The 25,645-nt window shown below is 55.0% G+C and carries 15 protein-coding genes, 1 tRNA gene and 5 pseudogenes; 9 read left to right on the top strand and 12 right to left on the bottom strand.

Annotated elements, in window-relative coordinates; translation table 11 throughout:
• Window position 1: 1 nt before the first annotated feature.
• The 7 genes from FFH21_RS04945 to FFH21_RS04915 all read right to left on the bottom strand — a co-directional run bounded on the left by FFH21_RS04945 (window position 2) and on the right by FFH21_RS04915 (window position 9,238).
• The gene (locus FFH21_RS04945) at window positions 2–964 is read right to left on the bottom strand and encodes a glycosyltransferase family 2 protein (protein WP_011167814.1); all 963 of its coding nucleotides are present in this window, start codon (window positions 962–964) and stop codon (window positions 2–4) included.
• Window positions 965–990: 26 nt separating this feature from the next.
• The gene (locus FFH21_RS04940; protein WP_011167813.1) at window positions 991–1,806 is read right to left on the bottom strand and encodes an NAD-dependent epimerase/dehydratase family protein; all 816 of its coding nucleotides are present in this window, start codon (window positions 1,804–1,806) and stop codon (window positions 991–993) included.
• Window positions 1,803–2,885: a CDP-glucose 4,6-dehydratase gene (rfbG, locus tag FFH21_RS04935; RefSeq protein ID WP_011167812.1), complete on the bottom strand. Its 1,083-nt coding sequence runs from the start codon at window positions 2,883–2,885 to the stop codon at window positions 1,803–1,805. The genes FFH21_RS04940 and rfbG overlap by 4 nt, the downstream gene beginning before the upstream one ends.
• A 278-nt stretch (window positions 2,886–3,163) precedes the next feature.
• The gene (locus FFH21_RS04930) at window positions 3,164–5,653 is read right to left on the bottom strand and encodes a glycosyltransferase family 1 protein (RefSeq protein ID WP_011167811.1); all 2,490 of its coding nucleotides are present in this window, start codon (window positions 5,651–5,653) and stop codon (window positions 3,164–3,166) included.
• Window positions 5,653–7,233, bottom strand: coding sequence for a bifunctional 2-polyprenyl-6-hydroxyphenol methylase/3-demethylubiquinol 3-O-methyltransferase UbiG (locus tag FFH21_RS04925; RefSeq protein WP_004660887.1), 1,581 nt, complete (start codon window positions 7,231–7,233; stop codon window positions 5,653–5,655). The genes FFH21_RS04930 and FFH21_RS04925 overlap by 1 nt, the downstream gene beginning before the upstream one ends.
• A complete protein-coding gene (locus FFH21_RS04920; RefSeq protein WP_004660889.1) occupies window positions 7,230–8,447 on the bottom strand; it encodes an ABC transporter ATP-binding protein in 1,218 nt (405 codons plus the stop codon). The genes FFH21_RS04925 and FFH21_RS04920 overlap by 4 nt, the downstream gene beginning before the upstream one ends.
• A complete protein-coding gene (locus FFH21_RS04915) occupies window positions 8,444–9,238 on the bottom strand; it encodes an ABC transporter permease (protein WP_004663883.1) in 795 nt (264 codons plus the stop codon). The genes FFH21_RS04920 and FFH21_RS04915 overlap by 4 nt, the downstream gene beginning before the upstream one ends.
• Window positions 9,239–9,770: 532 nt before the next feature.
• Between FFH21_RS04915 and gmd the strand changes: the two genes are divergently transcribed.
• The 3 genes from gmd (at window position 9,771) to FFH21_RS04900 (ending at window position 12,926) form a co-directional block, all read left to right on the top strand.
• A complete protein-coding gene (gene gmd / locus FFH21_RS04910) occupies window positions 9,771–10,802 on the top strand; it encodes a GDP-mannose 4,6-dehydratase (protein WP_004660895.1) in 1,032 nt (343 codons plus the stop codon).
• Entirely contained in the window at window positions 10,802–11,698 is an 897-nt protein-coding gene (locus FFH21_RS04905; protein ID WP_004660897.1) for a GDP-mannose 4,6-dehydratase, read from the top strand. Before gmd ends, FFH21_RS04905 begins: the two co-directional genes overlap by 1 nt.
• A gap of 115 nt (window positions 11,699–11,813) precedes the next feature.
• Window positions 11,814–12,926, top strand: coding sequence for a glycosyltransferase family 4 protein (locus FFH21_RS04900; RefSeq protein WP_011167810.1), 1,113 nt, complete (start codon window positions 11,814–11,816; stop codon window positions 12,924–12,926).
• A 64-nt stretch (window positions 12,927–12,990) separates the two neighbouring features.
• On the opposite strand, the gene FFH21_RS30995 is transcribed toward FFH21_RS04900, so the two are convergent.
• Window positions 12,991–14,016 (bottom strand): methyl-accepting chemotaxis protein, encoded by a 1,026-nt coding sequence (locus FFH21_RS30995; protein WP_371217773.1) that lies wholly within the window; start codon window positions 14,014–14,016, stop codon window positions 12,991–12,993.
• Window positions 14,017–15,386: 1,370 nt separating this feature from the next.
• On the opposite strand from FFH21_RS30995, the gene FFH21_RS04890 reads away from it, so the two are divergent.
• From FFH21_RS04890 to FFH21_RS04865, 5 genes and pseudogenes are all read left to right on the top strand, one after another.
• On the top strand, window positions 15,387–16,508 hold the full coding sequence (locus FFH21_RS04890) for a J domain-containing protein (protein ID WP_011167808.1): 1,122 nt from the start codon (window positions 15,387–15,389) through the stop codon (window positions 16,506–16,508).
• A 117-nt stretch (window positions 16,509–16,625) separates the two neighbouring features.
• Window positions 16,626–16,702, top strand: a tRNA-Met gene (locus FFH21_RS04885).
• A 165-nt stretch (window positions 16,703–16,867) separates the two neighbouring features.
• Window positions 16,868–17,077: pseudogene (locus tag FFH21_RS04880) on the top strand (Arm DNA-binding domain-containing protein); the annotation flags it as partial.
• A pseudogene (locus FFH21_RS04875) lies at window positions 17,071–17,433 on the top strand (hypothetical protein); the annotation flags it as partial. The pseudogenes FFH21_RS04880 and FFH21_RS04875, both read left to right, overlap by 7 nt.
• A gap of 452 nt (window positions 17,434–17,885) precedes the next feature.
• Window positions 17,886–18,461: pseudogene (locus tag FFH21_RS04865) on the top strand (hypothetical protein); the annotation flags it as partial.
• Window positions 18,462–18,472: 11 nt separating this feature from the next.
• Here FFH21_RS04865 and FFH21_RS04860 read toward each other — a convergent pair.
• From FFH21_RS04860 to FFH21_RS04850, 3 genes and pseudogenes are all read right to left on the bottom strand, one after another.
• A pseudogene (locus FFH21_RS04860) lies at window positions 18,473–18,976 on the bottom strand (IS1182 family transposase); the annotation flags it as partial.
• A gap of 274 nt (window positions 18,977–19,250) precedes the next feature.
• Window positions 19,251–21,335, bottom strand: a complete 2,085-nt coding sequence (locus FFH21_RS04855; protein ID WP_011167804.1) for an ATP-binding protein — start codon at window positions 21,333–21,335, stop codon at window positions 19,251–19,253.
• Window positions 21,325–22,872 (bottom strand): ATPase domain-containing protein, encoded by a 1,548-nt coding sequence (locus FFH21_RS04850; RefSeq protein WP_011167803.1) that lies wholly within the window; start codon window positions 22,870–22,872, stop codon window positions 21,325–21,327. Before FFH21_RS04850 ends, FFH21_RS04855 begins: the two co-directional genes overlap by 11 nt.
• Window positions 22,873–23,140: 268 nt before the next feature.
• Here FFH21_RS04850 and FFH21_RS04845 point away from each other — a divergent pair, with 268 nt between their 5' ends.
• On the top strand, window positions 23,141–23,404 hold the full coding sequence (locus tag FFH21_RS04845) for a hypothetical protein (protein ID WP_005747060.1): 264 nt from the start codon (window positions 23,141–23,143) through the stop codon (window positions 23,402–23,404).
• 77 nt (window positions 23,405–23,481) lie between these two features.
• On the opposite strand, the pseudogene FFH21_RS04840 reads toward FFH21_RS04845, so the two are convergent.
• Window positions 23,482–25,362 (bottom strand): annotated as a pseudogene (locus FFH21_RS04840) (methyl-accepting chemotaxis protein).
• Between the last annotated feature and the right edge of the window lie 283 nt (window positions 25,363–25,645).

Genomic DNA, 25,645 nt, shown 5'->3' with positions numbered 1-25,645 from the left:
CTTATAACTTGAGATCGGAAGTTTCAAAGTTAAGACTTTGCTGAATGACAGCAACGGGGTCTGCACGCAACACGAGATAAATACGCAACAGGTATTCACCGATGATGCCCAACAGAAAAGAATTCAGGCCGATGCCGAAGAGAACCAGAATATGGATACTGGCCAGCCCAGGCGGCAGTTCTGGATGAAACAGGCGCAACAACACATAATAAAGAGCGCCCAAAACACTGACAGCCAGAATTATCAATCCCAAGAAAGAAGCCATACGAAGCGGCACTGTCGAGTGGTTGAAAACCGCCGTCAGACCCAACTGAAGCAGCCGGCTGATATTGAATTTGCTGACACCTGCAATACGCGCATCCCGATCGTAAGGGATGCCCGTCTGGTTGAAGCCAATACCCGCGATCATTCCTCTGAGATACGGGTTGGCGGTCTTGGTCTTGAGCAACACATTAACGACTTTTCTGTCAATCAGACGAAAATCACCGACGTCACGCGGGATTGGGTGCTCGCTCACTTTATCGATTGCCCAATACCCAAGGCGACGAAAGTTGTTTAATAACCAACCTTCCGGCCTCTTGCGACGGACCCCGTAAACCACCTCATGGCCTTCCTGCCAGCGAGCAAAAAACTCTTCGAGCATTTCCGGTGGGTCTTGAAGGTCGGCGTCAATCTGCATCACCGCATCGCCCTTGGTGTGCATGTAATTGGCGAGAATAGAACGCTGAAAACCGTAGTTTCGAGAGAAGCGAATGGCCTTGACCCTTGGATCTTTCGCAGCCAGCTCTGCCAGCATCATCCACGTGTTGTCATCGGAGTGATTATCTGAAAATACAAACTCCAGATCACACCGGTCTTTCATCCTGGTCGCAAGCGCGTCCAGCCGACTGTAAAGGGCTTCAATATTTCCCGACTCATTGAGCACCGGGATCGAGATTGATACCAAGGGGCGCTTGCCTGACATTAAATTTTCCATGACGAATTTTGCACTCAAGCGGTTATCTGTTTTTTCATATAATCAACTACCGACTCTGTGCTGTCGCGAAACACGAGGCCCTCTAGAACTTCAGGGCGCTCAAAGACGTGGCCAAAATTCTCTTGAGTCGGCTCAGGTAACGCACCGAGGCGAAGTAGATGAGTTTTGTCAAATGCCTTGAAAATCGCCTTGGCGAGGTCACCAAGACTGACAGGCATGCCATGGCTTAACTCAATGATGCCCTCGACACGATTATCCACCAACGACTTGATGGCCACAGCATCGTCCATCACATGATGATACTCACGCAGTTGCCGACCTTGGGTCATCTCAAAAGGTGTGCCTGCACGCAGAGCACTCAATATCTGTCCGAGAAACATGAAAGGGCTTGGCTCGGCCAAACCGTAAAGTGTATGAATCCGGATATGAGCGGGCCTAAGGTCGCCACCCCCAACGCTTTCCACAAACTGACTCAACAACAGTTTGCTTTGTACATATGGATTGGAGGTCAGCGTTCGTTCCATTGCAGTTCCGAACGTGACACCCCTTACGCCTGCGGAAGAGACAGCGGTGATTATGTTGTGTGGCAGCCTGAAGTTTACGTCGTGCAACTGCTGAGCCGGTAGCCGAGGGTCAAGCAAACCGGAACAGATGTACACCACAGCACCAACCTGCGCACATTTCGAAAAATAGGTGGTAATCGCCGGTATTGAATCAGGCTCAGCCCATCGTTCATAGACAGCTCGATCAATACAGGTTACTTCATTCGCAGGATATTGCTCAGCGATTGCCTGCCCGAGTCGACCGCGGCTGCCTATGATGAAATTCATTCCTGAATGCCCGCTCGCCACCCATCGATTTGAGCGAGTGTGATTGCCCGGGCACTACCTGGAAGGGCGTAGAAATCCCGGTACCAGGAGGCGGTTTTCTCCACAACTTCTTCCGTGTTCCACACCGGAATCCAGTTCAGTTGATTTCTCGCGATTGAACTGTCCAGCGCCAATGCGCCTGCCTCAGGCAATGGGTTGTCCATGAACTCGAGATTCGGACGCTGCCAGTCAGCACTCATCAGTTCGAGCACATCTCTGACCGAATACTGCTTGAGCTCCTGAGGCCCGAGGTTCCAGGCTTTAGCAACACGGCCCGGGTTTTCAGATAGCAGCCCTGCAAGAATGACGAGATAACCGTGCACGAGTGCCAGAACATGCTGCCAGGGCCGTGTGGCATCAGGGTAACGAAGGGTCATGACCTGCCCTTCGTTCACAGCACGAACGAAGTCAGGAATAAGACGGTCTTCAGACCAATCCCCGCCGCCGATTATATTGCCGCCCCGTGCGGTAGCGATGGCAGGACCGAGCCCTTGAGAGAAGGGGTAGGAAGCGCCATAGCTCTGGATAATCATTTCCGCAGCGGCTTTGGATGCACTGTAAGGATCTTTGCCGCCCAGTGGGTCGTTTTCGCGGTACGGCCATGCCCATTCGTTGTTTTTATAGACTTTGTCTGTTGTGACACAGAGCACGCCGCGAACACTTTTTACCAGCCGAGCCGCTTCAAGAACGTGCGCAGTCCCTTGAGCGTTGACCATGAACGTCTGCACGGGCTCGCGGTAAGACCTGCGAACGAGGGGTTGAGCGGCGAGATGCAAGATCAAATCCGGCTGGAAGGCTTCGACAGCCTGCAGCAGCTTGTCAAAATCACAAATATCACCCAACACGCTGGTGACATCGTCTTCAAGACCTATCTCTTCAAAAAGAGAAGGTTTGGTCTCAGGAGCGAGCGAATACCCTGCAACTTGAGCACCGATAGAATTCAGCCAAAGACATGCCCACCCTCCGGTAAACCCGGTATGACCGGTGACCAAAACCTTTTTTCCAGCAAGGCTGTCTTCGAACTTCAGTCTGGATGTCATTTTCCTACGCCATCGGTGTTGTGAGAATAACTCGCCCCTGATCAACAAAAACCAAGGGCATGAACAATAAAATTAGCCATCAAGAATACATGGCTATCGCAGCTTTGTGGAGATAAAGGACACGGGAGTCCCAGTGAGCCCAAAGGGTGATGCCGAAAACTTGCACCGTCTAAAATGCACAGTGACTGTCTAAGCCACCGTTGCAATGGTCCCTCGCACTTCGAGCACACGCTCACAATTGAACGACCCAGGATTCAGACTGGAAAGCGCCTTCCACATTATTTTGTGATCTCGCAGAGAAGCTGCTGTGCACTCTCTTCCCATGTGAGCCACGGCATTGTCACTGATGTTGGGTGCTCGCCAAGTTCAAAAAGCTGCAGCCAGGCCAAAACTGCGGCGGCCAGCTCGCGTGCGGCCATGCCTTGGAAATAAAACGCATGCTCACCGGCAATTTCCCTGAACACGGGTAGATCGCGAATAATCATTGGCATGTGATGTTGAGCAGCCTCAATCAATGGCAGCCCGAATCCTTCACCCTCAGAGGCAGCAATCAGGCAAGTCGTCGCCGAATAGATTTTCTCGAGGTATTCATCACTGATGCCTTCCAGCCAAAAAAGTCTGTTGCTTTTTTCAGGGTGGTTTTCGAGACGCACAACAAGTTCGTCGACAAGCCAGCCTCTTTTGCCGACGATCACCAGGTTGATATCCTGGCCTTGCTCCCAAAGCGTCTCAAAAGCAGCCAGTGTCTGTGCATGGCCCTTGCGCGGCTCAATGGTGCTTACCATCAGAAAGCTCGGCTTTTGCGCCAAGCGTGCCAACAGGTCCCACGCATCATCAGGTAAACCTGCTGAAGGCATGCTGTTGTCGATATCGGCGCCCAGGTGGAAGCTTTTGACAGTCGGCTTGTTGCCGGCACATTTGTCTGTGTTGTCCGCGAGCCATTGCTTGAGTTCATCTGCAACGGCGCCTGATATGCAAATCAGGTTACTCGCGACCATACTGATTTTCTGCAGCCAGTCGTTGAACAACTCGGCGTTAGGTGCCACCCACCAGTCAGGGCGATGGAACAGCAGCAGGTCGTAGACGATGTAGCTGACTTGCACACCCATCTGACGCATCTGGCTGTGCAGCGGATAGAGCTGGCTGGCCAAATGCATGTTCAGGTCCAGAGACAGATAAATGTCATCCTGAGCGAAATCGATAATGGCGTCGGTCGTTTCCGGGAATTGCGCATAGATCCGCGAGGCGAAAGCATTGGCATAGTAATACTGGCCGTCTGCGTAATAGATCGGTCGAACATTCAAGCCTGCGGGCTGCTCGTTCAGAAACTCGTGAAGCAGGCTGCGCACAACGCGCTGAATACCTGACTTGGCATCACTGTGAACGATGCTGGATACATCCAGCAGCAACTGTCTCTGATCGGCCCCGACGAAATCGAAAGCAATACTTTTTGCGATCTGGAACAGTTCGATATCCGTAGGCGCGCTGTCCGATAGCGAAACCAGACGTTCCAGCAACTCGGCACCCGGATCAAGTTGATCAATGGTGTCGTCAACAATCGGGGAATGCCTGAGCTCAAGGGCAGCAATGGCCTTTTTGGCGGACTCGTCCCACGAGAACTTTGTACATTGCTCACTGGCATTGGCAAGCAATCTTCCCCGGAAGCCTTCGTCTTCCAGTCCTTCGATCATTTTCTCAGCGATGGACTTGACCGACAGCGGATCAAACAGCGCATCAGCAAAGCCGATGACCTCCGGAACGCTACTGCAGTTGGAACCAATAACAGCAGCACCGCATGCCATGGCTTCCAGTACCGGAAGACCGAAACCTTCGTGCGTGGACGGGAAGACAAACAGTTTGGCCAACGAATACAGGGCAATCAGATCAGCGTCATTGACGTAACCGGTAAGCACCAGCTCCGAAGATTTGACTCCGTATTGCTCTGCAAACGCGAGCAGCTCCATTCTCTGCTGGGCATGCAACTTACTGGCGATCACCAACTGATGACGGCTCTTCAGGGTTTGGGGCAACAAGCTATACGCTTCAAGCAACCGCGCGAAATTCTTACGAGGATCAAACCCGCCCGGTGCGTAAAGGATGAATTCGGACTTGATGCCTAGGCGCGCGAGCATCGCCGTGCTTTTGCTCAGGTTCACTTCATCTGGAATGAACTGGTCGCCAATGGCTGCTGAAATGTTGGCTATTTTCGCCCGATCAATGCTCAGGTGAGTAACCGCTTCCTGGCGCGAGGAGTCGGAAATGGCCAACAGCGTATCGGCTTTCTTCAGCCAGTCTATTTTACGGTGGTAGTAATCCTTCAGTTCCGCCGTAGGGAGATAGACATCCTCATTCATGAACGGAATCAGGTCATAAAGAATAACGGCCGTCTGATAGGACGCGGGGATAGCCCCGACGGAAGTTACGGCGTTTGCCCAGTAACCTTCAAACAGGCTACTGACCAACACTGCGTCTGGCTTGAGCGAGGCCAGGAAGGACTCTCGGACAACTTCGGATGCTCGCGCCACCCAGGGAGTGGGGTTGGCGTCACTGGGCACATCGAAGATACGAATTCGGCTTTCCGGGATAATCCCGGAGAACGCTGCCCTGATGTCCGGAATGCTCTCGGACATGCAGTTGTTGAGTGCCAGCCAGATTTCATGCTCTCCGGCATTGCGCGCCATGGCCTGGGCCAGGGAAAGAGAGTAACGGCCAATACCGCGAAAACGACTTTCAGACTGAGCGCCTTGTAGATCAATGACGATACGCATTAACGGTTTTCCTTGCGCTCAAAAGCCAGCTTCAAATCAGAATAAACACGCGCCACTCTTGGGCTTGCAGTTGGAAAACCATCGTCAGATGCTTCTGTTACCGCAGTAACAGGACTCACCTCATGAGGCTGAGGCTGAATAATTCCGTGGCGCAAAGCAAATTGCCGGACGCTGTTGAACAGGCTCGGGTATGCACGGGCCTTGTTGGCAAGGCGCGTCCGCAGACCCGGCCTGTTCAGAACGAACCTTAATGAACGAGCCAGTACCGAGCGCGTTGCGCGCCTGGCTACATTGAATGGCAACCTTGCTGCTGTGCCGGAAAGTTTGGCGGAAACACGCAGAGGCCGGGTGATGCGCCAGGACCTGCTGTGTTCGAGCTCGTTAATACGCGCTTCGTAAGCAGTTGCCTTGAGCCACCAGTGGTGTGCATTGATCAGCGAGTCGTTCAAGCGAACATGAAGATCATGCAGCTCCTGATGTTGGGCTTGTGCAGCAGAGACCTTATGCGCCGCAGCATCCTGCTGTAGCTGCTCCACCTGAGCCTGAACGTGCTGGAGCGCCGAAAGCGACTGACTCAGATGCTGCTCAGCCTCACGGGCACGCAGCAGAGCGACATCCTGATTCAGCTGGACATTATGAAACCGTGACTCGGCCAACTCCGCACGTAGCGTTGCCTCTCGTATCTGCGCTTCCAGACCGCCTACCCGAATTTCCAGATCATTATTTTCTTCCAGGGCACGGACGGCAAGCTCAAGATCCTGCCCCTTTTGCTGGACCTGACTCAGTTGCTCACGCAACTCGGCGTTGGCCACATGACTTTGCTCGACCCAGCCTGCTATCTGAGCGTCATAACGTCTGGAGATTGACTCAAGCGACAGGCCGTATTCTCTATCAAAAACAGCATCGAACTTCTGCATCTGCTCAGGCGCTGCTTGTTTTTGCGCGACGATCGCGTAGTCAGGGCTGACACCGTGCAGCACGCTGAACAAGTCGACAGGACCACCTTCGGCCAGCGCGGACGATTCTTGCAGACGAAGGAGTTGCGAACGGCCGAACCGGGAGTATTCAGCCAGAAAGCTCAACAGCAAATGTGGTATCGGACAGTTATGCGTGGGGTCCAGATAAAACGTCTGCGTGCCGACCACCAGGTTTTCTGAGTTGGGCGTTTCGAGAATCAGCAGCCCGGCGGGCTTAAGCACCCGAAGCGCCTCGGCTACCAATACTTTCAGGTAATCAAACGGAATATGCTCAGCGATATGAAAGCCTGATACAACGGTCAGGCTTTCATCCGGCAGGCTTTTCAGTTTTTCCAGCGCATCAATATTTTCAACAGGAAGCCCTGACGCCTTACAGGCCTCTAGCATGCCAGCATCCAGATCGATGCCAAGCGCCTGAAAACCGTTCTGGATCAGAATTTCCAGCCACTCGCCGCGTCCGCACCCCATATCAAGAGCAGAACGCTCTGGATACATTTGCTTCAACGGCTCAAGGAATGGTATGTAAACCTGCTGGCGCTCATGAATCAGCTCACGCGAGCCACGATAACGATCTTCAAAGGCGCGGTAGAACGGAATACTCATCGGCTGCACTCCACGACAGGTGGCAACCAGGCCATTCCGACAAACTCACTTTGTGAAATATTGACGACGTTGAACACGAGCGTTAGATCCACCCATTCATAGTTGCGTGATAGATGACTGTCGGTTGTATGCAGTGCCACGGCAACCGAATACGAGCCAGGCCCGAGATTGGCCGTGAAGTTGAAAGAGTAATCCAGGGATTCGCCCGCCTGCAGATCACTGACTTTGCAGCCCATGTGATGGGTATTGGTCCCATAGACCGGCTGGCCCAGGCGATCCTTGATCAGATAACCCACAACCAGTTCGGGAATTGCACTGTTTACTTTGGCATTGATGCGCAAGGACACCGACTCGCCAACTGGAACATATTCAATACGCTCGCCAGCAGCGTTATGTAGAGTCACCGGGCCGATGGTAGCTTCGCCACTACCAGACCGCGTCTGTACCGAACCGTCTTCGAGTTCGCGAAGCTGAACCGTTGCGTTCTCTTTTTCAGCGATCAGGGCATTGTAGAAGTCCATGACCTCTTCAGGCTTGCCGTCTTTTATGACGGTACCTTTTTCAAGCAGGATTGCCCGATTGCACAAGGCCTGGATCGAGCCGCGGTCGTGCGAAACAATGAGCAGAGTCGTGCCCTGCTGCTGAAACTCGCGAATGCGATCAAAGCTTTTATGCTGGAAATAGCTGTCGCCGACCGACAGAGCTTCGTCGACAATCAGGATTTCGGGCCTGATCGCAGTGGCTACGGCAAACGCCACACGCATTTGCATGCCGCTGGAATAGGTGCGCACTGGCTCGTCGAAGTATGTGCCGATTTCGGCAAACGCTTCGATTTCCTTGATGACTTCGTCAATACGGTCAGCATTGAAGCCCATCAAGCCAGCAGCGTGATACACGTTCTGCCGACCTGTAAGGTCAGGCGTAAAGCCCATGCCCAGTTCAAGAATTGCAGCGATGCGCCCATTGACCTGAACATTGCCTTCAGTTGGTTGCAAGGTACCGGTGATCATCTTCAACAGCGTTGATTTGCCCGCGCCGTTCTGCCCGACGATGCCAATGGCCTCACCGGCATGAATCGAGAAATTGACGTGCTTGAGGACCCAGTGTTCTTCCTTGGGTTTGGTGCTTATTCCGAACCAGCGACCTATACGCTGAAACTCGGAGGCGTAAACACGATAGGCCTTGCCCAGATTCTTGACAGTCAACAGACTCATAGTACGTCCACCATTTCCGGTGCTGCACGGCGAAACATGAACAGCCCCAACAGCATCAGGCCAACGGCAACCGCAGCGGTTACAGCCATGCTTTGCAGATCAGGCGCTCGCGCGTAAACCAGAACATCGTGATAAGCACTGACGATCGGGAACATGGGATTGATGCCCATGACGCTTTTGAATTGCTCGGGAATGATGTTGAGCGGGTACACGATCGGGGTGAACCAGAACCAGACCTGCAAGAGAATCGGGATCACCTGGCCAACATCGCGCACAAATACGTTCAGGACGCCAAGGATCAGACCCAGGCCGACGGCCAGGGCAGTCACGACCAGGGTCAGCGGAATCAACCAGAGCATTTGCCAGTGCGGCCATTGCCCCAGTGCAGCAAAGACCAGCAGTATCGCAGCGAACAGCAGGACATAATTGAGCAGGCATGAACCCGCGACAATCACCGGCAATGTAATGCGCGGAAAGCGCATCTTCTTCATCAAGTTGCCCTGGTCTATGAACAGCGTCAGGCAACGACCGATGATTTCCGAAAAATAGCTCCAGGCCAGCATGCCCGCCATCAGGTAGACCGCGTACGCGTACTTGTTATCGATGCCGGGTAGTTTGGCTGCCAGAACGTTGGACAGAACCAGCGCGTAGATCGCAACCTGTGCCAGAGGGTTGATGATCATCCACAGCCCGCCCAGGCGGCTACGGGAGAATCGTGCGGAAAACTCGTTACGTATAGATGAAAAGACGAATCCCCGGTAACCCCAAAGGCTTCTGAACAGCTCCAACATTGATGACTCCTGAAAAGGGTGAAGTCGTGCTTACCCTGAGTGTTCCTGTTTCGTGCAGTTAACATGCAAGGTCCCGACGACAGTGCGCGGGGCGATGGTTTCACCTGACGACGAAACGCAAAAAACAGAAAAAGGTTTCTGGGGGCGCACTATATCGCCTTCGCTGAAATAGTCACCGTTTAGTCTATAAATCGGCACCTTGCAGACGAATTATTCATGAATCCTGTCGGCGAAAAATGATGAAATCCATCTGAAAATCAGGCAATTGGAGAACACCTGCGCATCCGCACCGTTATGAGTGGCGACGAACGATCAGGTCAGGGTAATGCCCTTTGGCCACATTAATAATTACGGCAAGCGGTCGATAGCAGAGGGGCGCGGTGTTCAAATTGGCATAATATCTGCCAGACAACCGGGTGCAGCAGTCGTCTACACGCTTGCTAACCTGTATCATTAGCCGCCTCGAATACAGCACAAGCCCCCCGTGAACAATCTGGGGCACCCGATCTTTGATGGAGTTAAAAAATCTAGCATGAAAGCAATCATTACCGGCATTACTGGTCAAGACGGCGCTTACCTGGCTGAGCTGCTGCTCGAAAAAGGCTATACCGTTTACGGCACCTACCGCCGTACCAGCTCTGTCAATTTCTGGCGTATCGAAGAGCTCGGGATTCAGAACAACCCTAATCTGCATCTCGTCGAGTATGACCTGACTGACCTGTCTGCCAGCATTCGCTTGCTGCAAACCACCGGCGCTACCGAGGTCTACAACCTCGCGGCACAAAGCTTCGTGGGTGTGTCGTTCGAACAGCCGTTGACCACTGCCGAAATCACCGGCATTGGCGCGGTCAACCTGCTGGAAGCCATCCGTATCGTCAACACGAAGATCCGCTTCTACCAGGCCTCTACTTCCGAGATGTTCGGCAAGGTTCAGGCTATTCCGCAAGTAGAGAGCACACCTTTCTACCCACGCAGCCCGTACGGCGTGGCCAAGCTCTACGCACACTGGATGACCATCAACTACCGCGAGTCGTACGGCATCTTCGCCACCAGCGGCATTCTGTTCAACCACGAGTCGCCACTGCGCGGCCGTGAGTTCGTGACCCGCAAGATCACCGATTCGGTTGCCAAGATCAAACTGGGCCTGATCGAGTCGTTCGAACTGGGCAACATGGACGCCAAGCGCGACTGGGGTTTTGCCAAGGAATACGTCGAAGGTATGTGGCGCATGCTGCAGGCTGATGAGCCGGACACCTTCGTCCTGGCCACCAACCGCACTGAAACCGTACGCGACTTCGTGAGCATGGCATTCAAGGCCACTGGCGTGACCATCAAGTGGGAAGGCGAAGCCGAGTCGGAAAAAGGCATTTGCGCAGACACTGGCAAGGTACTGGTTTCGGTCAATCCGAAGTTCTACCGCCCAACCGAAGTCGAGCTGCTGATCGGTAACCCTGCAAAAGCCAAGGAAGTCCTGGGCTGGGAACCGAAGACCAATCTGGAAGAGCTGTGCCGCATGATGGTCGAAGCGGATCTGCGTCGTAATGAAAAAGGCTTTTCGTTCTGATGAGTATTGCCGGCAAGCGCGCACTGATCACCGGAATCAACGGCTTTACAGGCCGTTTCATGGCGAACGAGCTTGCCGCCCAGGGCTGTGAAGTCCTTGGCGTCGGCAGTCAGCCTTCCGACAGCCCTAGCTACTATCAAGTGGATCTGGCAGACGTGGCCGGTCTTCGCAAGCTGCTGGCAGACACTCAGCCGGATATCGTCGTGCATCTTGCGGCGCTGGCGTTCGTCGGGCATGGCGCAGCGGACGCGTTCTATCAGGTCAACCTGATAGGCACCCGCAACCTGCTTGAAGCGATTGATGCCTGCGGCAAGGTGCCTGACTGCGTGTTGCTGGCGAGCAGCGCCAATGTCTATGGCAATGCTTCATCTGGCATGCTGGATGAAACAACTCAGCCTGCACCGGCCAATGACTACGCCGTGAGCAAACTGGCGATGGAATATATGGCCAGCCTTTGGCATGCCAAACTGCCCATCGTCATTGCCAGGCCGTTCAATTACACCGGCGTCGGGCAGGCAGAAAACTTTCTGCTGCCCAAGATCGTTTCGCACTTCACACGCAAGGCCAGCACTATCGAGCTGGGCAACCTTGATGTGTGGCGTGACTTCAGCGATGTGCGTGCGGTTGTCAGTGCCTATCGCGGCCTGCTGGAAGCCCGCCCGCTGGGGCAGACGATCAACGTCAGTTCCGGTGTAACGTACTCGCTGCGTGAGGTGATCGACATGTGCAGGGAGATCACTGGTCAGGATATCGACGTTCAGGTAAACCCTGCGTTCGTCCGGGCCAATGAGGTCAAAACCCTGTGTGGGAACAACGCTCGCCTGCGCGCGCTGGTCCACGACTGGCAGACCCCGCCGCTTCGGGAAACACTGAGCTGGATGTTGCCCTCCGCTTGATTGGTGGGCCGTTACAAAATAAGGCCTGTCTACCTGGTAGACAGGCCTTTCCTTTTTAAACACCCTTAAAGCCCGTGGTGAAAGACTCAGCACGCATGGCTGAATCAGGCAGACGATGATCAAGGTTCTTCACTTCTTCAAAACCTACTACCCGGACACTACCGGCGGGATAGAACAGGTCATTTTCCAGCTCGCACAAGGCTGCCGGGCTTTCGATGTGGAAAGTCAGGTGCTGACGCTAAGCCCGTCTCCCTCCCCCGCTCGCCTGCAGGTCGGCGACCATCAGGTCACGCGGGTAAAGGAGAACTTCAATCTGGCGTCTACCGGCTTTTCCGCCAGGGTCTTCAGCCAATTCAGGGAAATGACCGCAGAGGCTGATCTGGTCCACTTCCATTTTCCGTGGCCATTGATGGATCTGGTGCATTTCGCCACCAGCCATGGCCGACCGACAGTGCTCAGTTATCACTCGGACATCATCAAGCAGCGCACATTGCTGAAGCTGTACGGCCCGTTGATGAACCAGTTTCTCAAGCGCATGGACCGCATTCTGGTGGCCTCGCCCAACTACCTGCGGACCAGCGAAACCCTGAAGCCTTTCGCTGACAAGACTGTGGTGGTTCCTTACGGACTGGATCAGTCGGCGTATCCGCTGGTCCCAAGTCAGAAACGAGCAGAATGGCAGCAGCGTGTGCCCGCCAGGTTCTTCCTGTTCGTCGGTGTGCTGCGTTATTACAAAGGCCTCCATACGCTGCTCAGTGCTCTGGAGGGCGTTGATTACCCGGTGGTTATTCTGGGTGGCGGGCCTCAGGAGGCAGAGCTCAAGGCGCAGGCCGAGAAGTTGCAGTTACGCAACGTGCTGTTTCTCGGCCGACTGGATGATGAAGACAAGGCGTGCCTGCTACAGATGTGTTATGCGCTGGTCTTCCCTTCCCATCTGCGCTCGGAAGCGTTCGGTATCTCGCTGCTTGAAGCATCTATGTACGGCAAGCCGATGATCTCCTGCGAGATTGGCACGGGTACTACCTACGTGAACATTGACGAAGAAACCGGGCTGGCAGTACCACCAGAAAATCCGCTGGCCTTGCGCGAAGCGATGCGTCGCTTGTGGGAAGCCCCGGGCGAAGCTTCAGGTTTCGGGGAAAACGCTTTTGCACGGTTCCAGCAGCTATTCACTGCCGAGCGAATGTGCGCATCGACCGTACAGGTTTATCAAAACCTGCTGAAGTGAATGCCTCGCGCGCCATTCAATGAAAAGCCCCACCAGCGGGGCTTTTCATTGATAGCGTGAAGCATCACCCCAGCCGGAATCGCGCCGTATTGTCATTCAACGCCCGACTGCCCTGGCTCAGGGTATCCGCTGCCTGATTGACCGCTCGCGCACCTTCCAGCAAACGCCCGGCTGCCTGATCGACCTGCTGGATGTTGCTGCTGACCTCGTCGGCGGTCGATGCCTGTTCTTCCACGGCCGTCGATATTTGCGCCAGCGTATCGGTAACGCCCTGCACTGCCGTGGCGATTTCGCCCAGACGAACCCCCAGGCCGGTTACCGACTGCGCATCGTTGACGGCCTGTACGCAGGCAGCTTCCATCAGGTTGACCGCCTGAGTCACGGTGGAGCGCAAGCTGTCGACCGTCCCGGCGATCTGAGCGGTCGAGGCCTGCGTGCGTTGCGACAGACTGCGCACTTCATCGGCAACCACAGCGAACCCGCGCCCTTGCTCACCTGCCCGCGCCGCTTCGATCGCCGCATTGAGCGCCAGCAGGTTGGTCTGCTCGGCGATACCGCGAATGGCGTCCACCACCGATTGAATCTGTTGGCCCTGCTCGCTGACCCGGCCCAGGGCGGCGGCGGTTTCGGTCAGACGCTGATTGAGCTGCTGGATGCTATCGGTGGTGCGCTGGCTGTCCTGGCTGCTTTGCTCGGCAATACGCCGGGTATGCCTTGCGCTTTCAGATGCCTGCTCACAGCTTCTGGCCACACCTTGAGAAGTAGCGGCCAGCTCGGTTGCTGCCGCAGCGATCTGGCTGATCTGCTGTTGCTGGTCTTCGACCTCGGTCAGCGTCCCACTGGACTGAGCATTCAGCGTCAGCACTGCATCGCCGACACGCACGGTCTCCTGATTGACGCCCAGCAGGCTGTTACGCAGCTGCACAACCGCGACATTGAGCGCCCTGCTGATAGCGGCAAGCTCGTCACGCCCCTGCACGGCCACTTCGACACACAGATTGCCGTCACGCAGCGATTCAGCCAGCGTGGTAATGCCGCTGGCGCTGTTGCGAATCGAGGATTGCAGGCAGGCGAACAGATAGATGGCCATGATCACCAGAACACAGAAGATCACCGCCATCGGGATGAACTCCATATTGGAGGTTTCATGGTAGTAATCGAGACGGCCGTTGAGCGCATCAAGCGACTGCCTGCGCAGACCTGCCGTGCTGCCGGTCAAGGTGTCGATGCTCTTTTCAAACTCTTCCGGCTTGAGTTTGATGCTACCGCCGAAAACCCCGTCATCAATGACCTTCAGTTCGGTTTCCAGCACTTGCCTGACCGCATTGTACTTGTCGGCCCAAGGCTGCGACTGCTCGGGGAGCTTGGATAACAGCAGGCTGGCAGCCTTCTGCATCTGATCCTTGGAATCATCGATCCGACCGCGCAGATCGCGCATCTGCAAGCGGCTCTGCAGGCTGAACTGACCCGACGCCACCGACGTTTGCCCCACACTCGACAGGCGGCCGATACGCTCGATCAGATCCGGTACTTGCTGGGTGGAAAGCTGCATGAGCATGTAGGTTTCAAGCCAGGGGTCGAGAATCAACCCGCTGTCCATTGCGATCTGCTCACGCAGCGCCTGAACCAGGTTCAACACCGTCGTGAAGCGCTCATAACCATCAGGCCACCAGCCCACTGTACGCAATGACGCAGTGTCCAGACCAGTGACTGCCGCCTGAAGCGCCTTGAAACGGGTCATCGTGTCGGCGGGCGCGTTTTCGCGCTTCAATGCGGCATCAACGCCTTCCAGGGCTTTGCTGATACGCGGGATGCCTGCATCGACGTTGGCCATTGCAGCTTTAGCGGCAGGGGTCGGCTCGCGCAGAATGTCGGCAGCCTTCCAGCGAGCGGCATGGTCGCGCTGGGCAGCCAGTTCAATATTCAGATCATCAAGTGCCAGCAACTGACGCACGCCCGATTGCTCGCCGGAAATGACATCGAGCTTGTTGCTGTACTCCTTGGTGATGACCCATGCGCTGCCCGCCAGCGGCAACATGAACAGCAGGAACAAGACCTGAAACTTGCGAGCAAAACCAAAATGTCCCATCAGGCGCATGCCTGGTGACAGAAGACTGTTCATGTCCTGCGACTCCCCGTGAACACCTGCCGGATCTGAGCAAACAGAGGCGATGCTTTTTTAAAAAAAACGCTAACAGCAAAATGCCATGTTCTTGTTTCAATGGCGATACGTGTCGCCTCACATTGGTACGAAAAGCACGGCCGATGATGGGTTTTCGTACCATATGGCGCAGCAATTGACGTATCACCGACACTGAAGCAAGAACCGGACCGTACACGAGGCTGGGAAGGTTCTTTCAGGGCAGCAAAATATTCATCCCGAACAGGGCACTGGAAACGTAAACTTCGGCAAACCGATTGAACCTGTCCTAGCGGTCCCCTCGTCAAGGAGGTCTTGCCATGACCACACCGCCCGCCTCACCGCGTATCGTCGCGCAACCGTCCAGGCCTCAACTGAGCGCCGGTCAGAAGAAATTCAACACGTTGATGGAAAAGCTCGAAGCCAGGCGCAAACTTTTGCAGCAGTGGCTCGTTATTTCAACAACCTGCGAAAAGCTGTGGATTGAAGAGCTGGTCCCGATGATCAGCGAGCAGGCCGAGAACGAGATTAACAAACTGCGCCTGCTCGACGTGGCCTTCGATCAGTTCCGTCTGAGCAAGAAAGACAGAGCCACGTTACTGGAGATCATCTGTGTCATGACCATGTCGCTCATGGGCGGCGAACACGATGAAGAACTGAAGCAGCTCTACTTCAAATACACCGGCAGCGATTACGACGAGGATGAGCGCCTGCAAAACCAGTTTTTCAAATCCTCACTGGAAGAAGAGCTGGGCGTGGAACTGGGAGACGATGTCGACCTGAACTCCATAGATGATGTGACCCAGCACATTGAAGAGAAACTGCGCGAGCAGGCCGAACAGGCGCAAAGCACCCAACAGCCGAAGAAGCCCACTGCCAGCGAAATACGCCGTGAACAGGAAGAGGCGGAAGGCAGCCAGTCATTGCGCGAAATCTACCGCAAACTGGCCAGCGCCTTGCACCCGGACCGCGAGCAGGATGCCGATGAGCGCGAGCGGAAAACGGCGCTCATGCAACGGGTCAACGAAGCGTACGAAAATGACAACCTGCTGGCGCTGCTGCAAATGCAAATGGAGATCGAGCAGATCGACCAGACGCATATCGACAACATCACCGACAAACGCCTAAAACACTTCAACCGTATCCTGAGCGAACAACTCAGAGAGCTGGAAGACGAAATCCACGACCGCAAAATGCTGATCCGGGAACAATTCCTGATGGACCCCTATGAGGACATCAGACCCAAGACGGTCAATGCAAAATGTGCGAAGCAGCTCAAGGCCATACGTGAACACCTCGACGACGCGCAGGATGAACTGGACGCACTGACTGACCCGAAAAGCCTTAAAGCCTGGCTCAGGGATCAGCGCGACATGGCAGAGATGCTGGAGCGGGTAGAAGAATTCGATGATATGGAGCTGATGGACACCCTGTTCCGGTAAAAGCCCGAAAAACGTGCCTTGCGCGAGGGCAGCCAGCTAACCGGTTGATCGCACGCAATTATTTTTCACAACAACGCTTGACACATATGCGTTCTCCGAGAATAATGCGCGCCACTTGGCTACATAGCTCAGTTGGTTAGAGCATAGCATTCATAATGCTGGGGTCCGGGGTTCAAGTCCCTGTGTAGCCACCAAGTACCTGTTTATAGACGTCTACGGTTGTCTATAAACAACCCCAAGAAGCCCGCCTAGTGCGGGCTTTCTTGTATCTGGCTGTTCATCCTTATCTACCCTTATCCTTCCCAGCCGTGTATGCCCACGTGTATGCTTCAATATTAATTGAACTGAGGCATACATGGATGAGACGCGCAGACATTAAGCGCCGCCCTCTCGCGGACACCACCCTTGCAGGTCTAGAGCCTGAGGCTGGAGCGTATAGAGAGCTCGATAGCTCTGGTCTTTACTTTAGGGTCAAGCCAAATGGCCAAAAGTCATGGGAGCTGCGCTACAAAAAACCTGACGGCAAATGGTCGTGGCTTGGACTAGGGGGATACCCCGAAGTCATGGGACTGGCCATTTCGCGATGAAGGAAGGTCGCCGTAAGGCATTGCGAACGGTCGGCCTCAATGACTGGGTGACTTACTGGCTGGTCGACCAGTCTGGTGGCTTCGCCAATGAGTCGAAGTTTTGGCAGGACTACGTGGCCACCGATCTCGCGACCGAACAGGCCAACAGCGAAAAGCTACACCGCGAAATGCGTCTGCAAGAAGACCGGGCGACTTACATTGAGCAGAGCATTACCGAGCGTCGGGACTACCTGACGGTCATGCATCGCCGTCGATGTAACGAAGATCGAAAAATTCTCGCCTGGCTGAAAGGCGAAGTCCCTGCCCCGCTATTTGACACCGAAACGAAGGCGGCTTGAGCCCTCCCCGTCCCGATCTGCTGGCCCCGATCTGGAACCAGAACGCCGGGCTATCACGTCACAGGTTCGGCGCACGCAAAAACGAAAACGCCTCCGGGGGCAACCGGAGGCGTTGAGGTAAATCTACATGCACGTCAAATGTATTTCGCATCGAGCGCGAGTGCAAGTCGCTCAAACAGTTGCACATCCCAAAACTGGACGTTATTCTCTGGCCGTCGCTGCGAACTCAGCGACCGGGCTTGGCGGCTCGAACAGTACAAGGCGCAACAGCGCCCCCATTACGATTGCAGGCGCTTTTTTTGTGCCCGCATTCTCGCGTTATGGCGGGTTGCGCAGGAGCACCCTCGGGTGCGCCGGTCTCCTTGTACGCCGGTCCGCCAATCCTGTGCAATCCGCCACCCTAATCTGCTTGGCGGCAGACCGTGGCGGTTCCTCAGTACAAGGAGCCTCACCTACCTGCGTCGGCCAGCGGACAAGCTCACCGTGCCGCCGCTCGCTTTGGCCTCGCCGCCGCAGCGGGTGAGCTGGCCACTGCGATGGGGATAACAGGCTGGCCTGACGGTACTGCCACCACTGCTGCTCAGGTTTGCCTCAACGCATGGATGAACGAGCGTGGCGGCGTCGGTAACTTCGAGGGTGACGCAATCGTGTCGCGACTGCGCCAGGTCATCGAGCGCTTCGGCGAGAGCCGATTTACCCGCTGGGAATCGGCAGCGGCAAAGATAGACGAACACGGGCCGCGCACCATCGACCGGCTGGGCTTTCGCAAGACGATGGAGCACGGCCTGGGCGACTCCCTGCACACCACAAACACCTACTACGTGCTGCCCGAGTCATGGCGCTCGGAGATCTTCCGGGGCATGAACATCAATGCGGTGAACAAAGAGCTGCTGCAGCGCGGCGTCATTGAGCCGGGGAACGACGGAAAAGCATCGACTCTGGTTCGACTACCCGGTTTGGGCACGCAACGTTGTTACGTGGTGAAGACGATTCCGGGATTGGCTGAAAGCGAGGCTCGGGCTGCCTGAGTGCATCCCTACCAATCGAGGTAACGCCGGCTGATTCCCGGCCTCGCCAGCCACTCATCTGCCTTGATGACGCTGGCGTCGACCGCAAACCCTTCGCCCTTGACCAGACCTGCGTCCATGCAGCGACGCAGCACCTCGTTGAACAGCCAGCGAAACAGCGAGCTGTCACGAAAGCGACCATGCCGATTCTTGGAAAACGTAGAGTGATTGGGGACTTCGTCTTCGAGGCTTAAGCGGCAGAACCAGCGATACGCCAGGTTCAAATGAGCCTCTTCGCACAACCGACGTTCGGAGCGAATACCGTAGCAGTAGCCCACCACCAACAGGCGAATCATCAGTTCGGGATCAATCGATGGGCGCCCGATTGGGCTATAAAAATCGGCGAGATAATGGCGCAGATCGCTGAGGTCGAGGCATCGATCAATGCTGCGCAGGAGGTGATTGGCTGGGATGTGATCTTCAATGTTGAACGAGTAAAACAGCCGCTCCTGCCCACTCGATAACTGTCCCATCATGCTGCGTATTCTCCCGCTGGCCGATGGAGTGATTTTGCCCCAGGCCAAACAGGAGAGCTACTTTTTCAACAGAATCAGCTGAAGCCTGTCATTCAACAAGAAGCCCGCCTCGTGCGGGTTTTCTTGTTTCTGGTTTCCATCCGGGTCTACCCCCGACCATCGCTCCCGTGTATGCCCTCTCCAATGCTTCAATAAAAATTGACCCGGGAAGTGGGTAACAGGTTAACGACACGAGGCATGTTCACCGACTGGCTACAAACGTATGCCGGAACGCCTACTCCAGAACCGCACTCACATCGCCTTCCAGCATGCTCGCCACCCTGATGGCAAGCGACTCCAGTGTGAAGGGCTTCGTCAGAAGCTGCATATAGGGGCCGAGAAAATCAGCCCTGGTCAACGCACCTTCCGCATACCCCGTGAGAAATAAAACCGGCAGACGCGGACTGAGTTGTTGGAGAATTTCGGCCAGTTGACGACCATTCATTCCTGGCAATCCGACATCCGTGAGCAGAAAGTCGATCTTTTCCAGGTCGTTAAAAACCCTCAAGGCCTCTTCACCGTCACGTGCGACGTGAACCCGATATCCAAGCTCTTCGAGAACCTCTTGGTTGATCAAGCGCACAGAGTCGTCATCTTCGACCAGAAGAATAACCTGACCCTGACCCGTGCTGAATTCCGAGGACGTAAACGGTGGGTCCGATTCAACCTGCTTATATTTGGGCAAGCAGATTGAAACAGTCGTCCCGACTCCGGTTGTGCTTTCGATTGAAAGACGTCCATTGCTTTGATTGGCAAACCCGTAAACCATCGACAGTCCCAAGCCTGTGCCTTGACCAATAGGTTTGGTCGTGAAGAAGGGCTCGGTTACCTTGTCCAGCATATCCTTGGGGATGCCATGCCCTGTGTCGCGCACCTGCACGCATACATGCCGCAAAGGCTCGTCCTGGGCTTCCTGCTCCACGCATGTAGCAATGGTTAAACCACCGCCATGCGGCATGGCGTCTCTTGCGTTGATCACCAAATTGAGTACGGCGTTCTCCAATTGGTTGGCGTCTGCAAAAACCCAGGGGTCTTTGGGGCTCAAATCGAACTTGATAATAATTTTTTCAGTGACGGTTTTCTGGAGCAGGTCGGCAAGAGCAGTGATGAGGTTATTGACCGATACTGCTTTTTCATCCAGGGACTGGCGTCGGGAGAATGCGAGCAATCTATCCGTGAGTGACGCGGCCCTTTGGGCTGAAATGAGTGCGGCGTCCATGAATCGCTCAACGCCTTCCAGTCGCCCACTGGCCATTCGGAGCTTGATCAGGTCGAGCGAGCCAATTACCCCGGTCAGCATGTTATTGAAGTCGTGGGCGATTCCGCCGGTCAATTGACCTACGGCTTCCATCTTCAAGGACTGTCGTAACTGCTCTTCGGCGCGGGCTCGCTCTTCACTCTCGGCCTTGAGCTGCTCAACAGCAGCGTTCAGCTCTTGCGTTCTGGCTTTGACTTGGATCTCTAGCTCTTCATTGAACCTGCGCAAATTCAGCTCAGCCTGTTTTTCATCGTTGATATCAACGATGACGGAGGCCGCACCAATTATGTGGTGTTTTTCGTCATACAGAGGTACAGCACTGACACGCATCCATGATTCCCGACCTGCATCCCGGCGATGATAAAAGTCCACGCCGGTTGCCGCATCGCCTCTCAGAGCTCTGGCACCAGGGAACATGTCGGGCTCCAGGCGCTGACCTTGCGCATCGAGCCCTACCCACCTTGCAGCGCCATCTGTCTGTCTGGAAGGAATCACATTCTCCGGCACATATTGGCGATACAAAGGATTGCTCACCAGGGAGGTCCCTTGTGTGTCCATGAAGCACACTCCAACCGGAATATTTTCCAGCAGGATCTGCAACCGGGTTCTTTCTTCAGCCAATTGAGTGAGACTTTGCCGCATCTCGAACTGACGCTCACGGGCTCGCCAGGCCGCGGCAATCGCGCTCAATAACGAGGACGAGCTGAGAGGGCGCTCCAGGACGATCACATGTCCTGCCGATTTTGGCAGCCTGCGCCTGGCCATCTCGGTGTCTCGCCCAGAACGACCTTTATTCGACGCGAGCAAGATGACGGGGATCTCCGACCATCCCGGTTGCCGGTCCAAAGCGTTTCCGAAACTCAGCACATCCCCGGAAAGGCTCTCCTCCGTGAGTATCACCAGACCAGTGCTTTCACCCAGAGCGATTGAAAGCGAGGCCAGGTCGTGGTGAGCTTGAACGGGGTAAATATCGCCAAGCAGTTTACCGAGGCTGATTGCATCTCCCTTGAAGGGAGCCACAATCATCAGGGTTTTGCGTTCAGAGAATTGCTCAGTCGCCACGCTTGCGCTCTTCCATCAGCGGAAGGTTGGCACCGAAGTACTCTGGAGTACCCGTCAACACGCCGCGAAAATCGACTAATGGCGCACCGACACGAATACCCCTGGAATCAATCCGGAGTTCGCGAATCGCGTCCTCATGGGCTCCGGTGCGATGTTTCAGAACAGAGATGGCCTTGCGCAAACGCCCCTGCGCCTCGAAGAAACGAATGAGGATGACAGAGTCCGCGACATAGGAAATATTCAGGTTGGTTGACATCGACCCTACCAGCCCATGCTGAGGATTGATCAAGAACGTAACGACGCCCAGTTGGCTCAGGTATGAAAGCAACTCGTGCATCTGCAAGATCAATTGCTGTTCCTGTGGCATCGCCGCCATGTAGCCGTTAAGGCTATCGACAACGATCATGGTACTGCCGCGCTCTTCGACCTCTGTGCGAACCCGCCACGCAAATTCCCCGGGAGAAATCTCGGCAGGATCGATTTGCTGGATGATCAACTGACCGCTCGATACGTGGCGACTTAACTCCATGCCCATGCTGTCTGCCCGGGAGATCAAAGTAGCAATGCGCTCATCGAATTCGTAGATGGTGCATTTTTCACCTCGTGCGCAGGCTGCCGCCAGATAGGCAAGGGTAACGGTGGTCTTTCCAGAGCCAGCTGGCCCTGTGACCAAGGTACTGGTTCCCCTGAGCGGACCACCGACCAACAAGTCGTCCAGCTCCTTGACACCGCTAGGCACAGGCTCCGCTTTGAATGGGACATGGTGAGTGGCCGCAATCAACCTCGGATACACCTCCAATCCGCCCCTGCGAATCGTGAAGTCGTGAAAGCCTGCGACAAAGTCAACGCCTCGTAACTTTTGCACCTGAAGTCGCCTGCGGGCAGCACCGAAATCCAGCGTCAGCCTCTCAAGCGTGATCACACCGTGGCATAAGCTATGCAGATGGTTATCGCGTTCCCCCGTGGAAGCCGTGAGATCGTCCACAAGCAGGACCGTGATATCCCGACCTGCAAAATATTGCTTGAGCGCCAACACCTGGCGACGATAACGCAGAGGATCCTGAGCCAGAAGCCGCATCTCGGAGAGGCTGTCGAAGACTAGCCGCCTGGGCTGAAGTTTATCGACTCGCTGCTGAATAAGCTTGATGGTATCGCCCAGCTCCGCCTCCCACGGATGCAGGATAGACTGCTCGTACTCATCGCCCAGTACTTCCTCTGTTGAGGAAAACTCGAACAAATCAATGCCGTCCAATGACCAGCCATGTGAGTGAGCGGCGCTTTCAAGCTCTTCGCTGGTTTCTGAAAGCGTGATGTACAACACGGACTCACCGGCCTTCACCCCATCGAGCAAGAACTGGAGACCCAGTGTCGTCTTGCCTGCTCCAGGCGTACCCTCGAGTAAATAAAGCCTGTTGTTCGGCAGACCACCCTTAAGGATTGAGTCAAATCCGGCATTGCCCGTCGAGACAATCGGACGAGGTAGAGTCATTTTAGCCTCAAGGGAAAATGTGAGAGTACGTGTAAGTGTAAGGCCCATCAGTATGGGGCCACCTTGAAAGCTGCGCCATTGGCAGATGAGCCGTTTCCAAAATAAATCAAACTTTGAAGGAGGGCTATTTCGTCGATTGAAACCAATAGCATTCCCGAGGATGCAATGAAGCTACAGTCCGAATGTTTATGCGGACTGACGGTGCTTAAACTTCTTGGATTGCGAAGCTGAATCACAGCCCTCAACGTCGTCTGTCTGGTCTATGCTGGAAATTGATGGTTCATGAAGGGCCAGCATTTTTCACAAGGAGCAAAGCATGCGCAAACTCGTACTCTCAATGACTGCCGCTCTCTTCCTCGCTGGCGCTGTGGCGCCCGCGGCCTTTGCAGAGAGTGAGTTGGAAAAGGGCGTCCGACACGATAACCGTGAGCTGGATAAGGGTGTTGATCATGACGCCAAAGAAGTGGACAAGGGCGTCAAGCATGATGCTGACGAGGTCGACAAAGGTGCAAAGCATGATGACAAGGAACGTCACAAGGCTGACAAGCATGTCGATAAAGAGGTTAAAAAAGATCTGTGAAAAAAAGCCTGCCACCGAGCAGGCTTTTATAGTCGGACCCCGTATAAAGGGTCCGACCTCTGTTACTGGATGTACGGTCAGATCTTGAAACTGTCGACCAGTTGCTTCAAACGACCGGCTTGTTGCGAAAGCGCGGCACAATCCTTGAGGGTTTCATTAAGGTTGGCCACACCTTGCTGATTAAGTGTGTTGATCTGGTTGATATCGATATTGAGTGTTTCCACAACCGCGGTCTGCTCTTCCGTGGCAGCGGCAACCGACTGGTTCATGCCATCGATATCACCAATGCGGCGCGTTACATCGCGCAGACGACTGCCCGCCTGATTGGCAACTTCGACACTCTCCTGACTCGACACCTGGCTTTCATTCATATTGAGCACGGCATGCTGAGACCCGGTTTGCAGCCCGCCGATCATCTTGTGAATTTCATCAGCCGATGTCTGCGTGCGATGAGCAAGGTTGCGCACCTCGTCGGCAACCACGGCAAAACCACGTCCGGCTTCACCTGCACGGGCCGCTTCGATGGCAGCGTTGAGCGCCAGCAGGTTGGTTTGCTGCGAGATGCCTTTGATCACGTCCAGAATGTGGCCGATGTTGTCGGTACTGGCGTTAAGCTGCTCGATCTGCGTGCACGAGTCGCTGATTTTGGCGGATAACGTACTCATGGCGTGGATGGTTTTTTCGACCACCACCTGACCGTCTTCAGCCTGGGTGCGGGCCTCACTGGCCTGAATCGAAGCGTCCGAGGCGTTGCGGGCAATCTCCTGAGTGGCCGCGCCCAGTTCGTTGATCGCAGCGGCAACGCTGTTGGTACGGGCGCTCTGCTCGTCAAAACCGACGATTGAAGAGTTGGAGGAATTGACCACTCGCTGCGACAGGTCATGCACCTGCAGTGTTGCGGAGGACACCTCAGCGATGGACGCGTGCACGCGCTCCACGAACTGATTGAACGAGCCACCCAGCTCGGCAAACTCGTCCTTGCCCTGAATGCTTAGACGACGGGTCAGATCACCCTCGCCTTGGGCGATGTCCTGCATCGCACGACCCATGTCGGTCAGCGGCCGCATCAGCGCACGGATCAGCAGGCTCAACAGCAAGGCAATCACGGCCACCGCAATCAGTACGGCGACCATCGCCGAGCTGCGGAACTGGCTCAACGGTGCATACGCCTTGTCCTTGTCGATCGACAGACCAATGTACCAGTCGGCCGAAGGCAGCCCGGTGATCGGGGTAAACGACAGCAACCTCTGCTGACCATTGAGCGTGACCTCACGCAGGCGCGCATCCAGACTGAGGGGCTGGCCCGGCTAGACGTCCTTGAGGTTTTTCATCACCTGTTCCTTGTCCGGGCTGACAATGATCTGCCCGTCCCCGCTGACCAGAAAGGCATAACCGAGCCCGCCGAACTCCACCGAGTTGATGATCTTGACCAGCGTGTCCAGGCTCAGGTCACCGCCAGCCACGCCAGTTATCTGGCCTGCAGTCTTGACCGGGCTGGCGATAGTCACCACCAGACCGCCCACGGAAGCCAGATAAGGCGGGCTGAGAATGGTTTTGCCGGCGTCGACGGTGGACTTGTACCAGGGCCGCTGACGTGGATCGTAGCCAGCCGGCATATCGACATTGGGCCGCTGGGTGAACACACCTTTGCTGTCACCGACGTAGGTGAACTGAAAGGTCGACACCAGCGAAGACTGCGACACCAGTCCGCTCAGGTCGGAATTGACCCCTTGGAAGGCTACATTCTGGGTGAGGTTTTCCAGCACCAGAATGCGTCCGCTCAGCCAGTTCTGCACGCTGCTGGCCGTCAATTGACCCGCCTGGCCCACCGAGGACTCAAGGTTCTGATTGATGGTGGTGCGTTGCAGGTAGTCGTTGTACAGGGTGAACAAGGCAAAGGCCAACACCACAACACCGGCCGCAGCCAGAAGAATTTTATGACGAAACTTCAAATTCATGACAAGGCATCTCAACGTGACGGGAAGAAGGCTCAGATGCCAGAACAACTTGTGACGTAAAAATGTCACGCACTGCAAAAGCAATGAACCTGAAGCGGGTAAGGTTTCCACTGTCGCGAGCATAGACAATATTTTGCCGCACCCTATGAGAGGCGGCGCTCTATTTCAGTCTTTTCAGCGATTCTTTATAGCGGTGCATTGCCGTGAACGATAGGGCCTGAAAAAGTATTTCAAGCGTTTTGAAACTTTTTCTTTTTTTTATTTCAGCTTGGCCACCACCTGC

The organism is Pseudomonas sp. KBS0707 (genome assembly GCF_005937945.2).
GTDB classification, from domain to species: Bacteria; Pseudomonadota; Gammaproteobacteria; order Pseudomonadales; family Pseudomonadaceae; genus Aquipseudomonas; species Aquipseudomonas amygdali.
The sequence above is the reverse complement of the archived record's forward strand: the minus strand, read 5'-3'. Positions and strand labels throughout refer to the sequence as shown.

What these genes read in the sequence shown, in the direction of transcription:
- FFH21_RS04945 (WP_011167814.1), bottom strand. Translation starts at nt 964, where the DNA reads ATGTCAGGCAAGCGCCCCTTGGTATCAATCTCGATCCCGGTGCTCAAT.
- FFH21_RS04940 (WP_011167813.1), bottom strand. Translation starts at nt 1,806, where the DNA reads ATGAATTTCATCATAGGCAGCCGCGGTCGACTCGGGCAGGCAATCGCT.
- rfbG (WP_011167812.1), bottom strand. Translation starts at nt 2,885, where the DNA reads ATGACATCCAGACTGAAGTTCGAAGACAGCCTTGCTGGAAAAAAGGTT.
- FFH21_RS04930 (WP_011167811.1), bottom strand. Translation starts at nt 5,653, where the DNA reads ATGCGTATCGTCATTGATCTACAAGGCGCTCAGTCTGAAAGTCGTTTT.
- FFH21_RS04925 (WP_004660887.1), bottom strand. Translation starts at nt 7,233, where the DNA reads ATGAGTATTCCGTTCTACCGCGCCTTTGAAGATCGTTATCGTGGCTCG.
- FFH21_RS04920 (WP_004660889.1), bottom strand. Translation starts at nt 8,447, where the DNA reads ATGAGTCTGTTGACTGTCAAGAATCTGGGCAAGGCCTATCGTGTTTAC.
- FFH21_RS04915 (WP_004663883.1), bottom strand. Translation starts at nt 9,238, where the DNA reads ATGTTGGAGCTGTTCAGAAGCCTTTGGGGTTACCGGGGATTCGTCTTT.
- gmd (WP_004660895.1), top strand. Translation starts at nt 9,771, where the DNA reads ATGAAAGCAATCATTACCGGCATTACTGGTCAAGACGGCGCTTACCTG.
- FFH21_RS04905 (WP_004660897.1), top strand. Translation starts at nt 10,802, where the DNA reads ATGAGTATTGCCGGCAAGCGCGCACTGATCACCGGAATCAACGGCTTT.
- FFH21_RS04900 (WP_011167810.1), top strand. Translation starts at nt 11,814, where the DNA reads ATGATCAAGGTTCTTCACTTCTTCAAAACCTACTACCCGGACACTACC.
- FFH21_RS30995 (WP_371217773.1), bottom strand. Translation starts at nt 14,016, where the DNA reads ATGGCCATCTATCTGTTCGCCTGCCTGCAATCCTCGATTCGCAACAGC.
- FFH21_RS04890 (WP_011167808.1), top strand. Translation starts at nt 15,387, where the DNA reads ATGACCACACCGCCCGCCTCACCGCGTATCGTCGCGCAACCGTCCAGG.
- FFH21_RS04850 (WP_011167803.1), bottom strand. Translation starts at nt 22,872, where the DNA reads ATGGGCCTTACACTTACACGTACTCTCACATTTTCCCTTGAGGCTAAA.
- FFH21_RS04845 (WP_005747060.1), top strand. Translation starts at nt 23,141, where the DNA reads ATGCGCAAACTCGTACTCTCAATGACTGCCGCTCTCTTCCTCGCTGGC.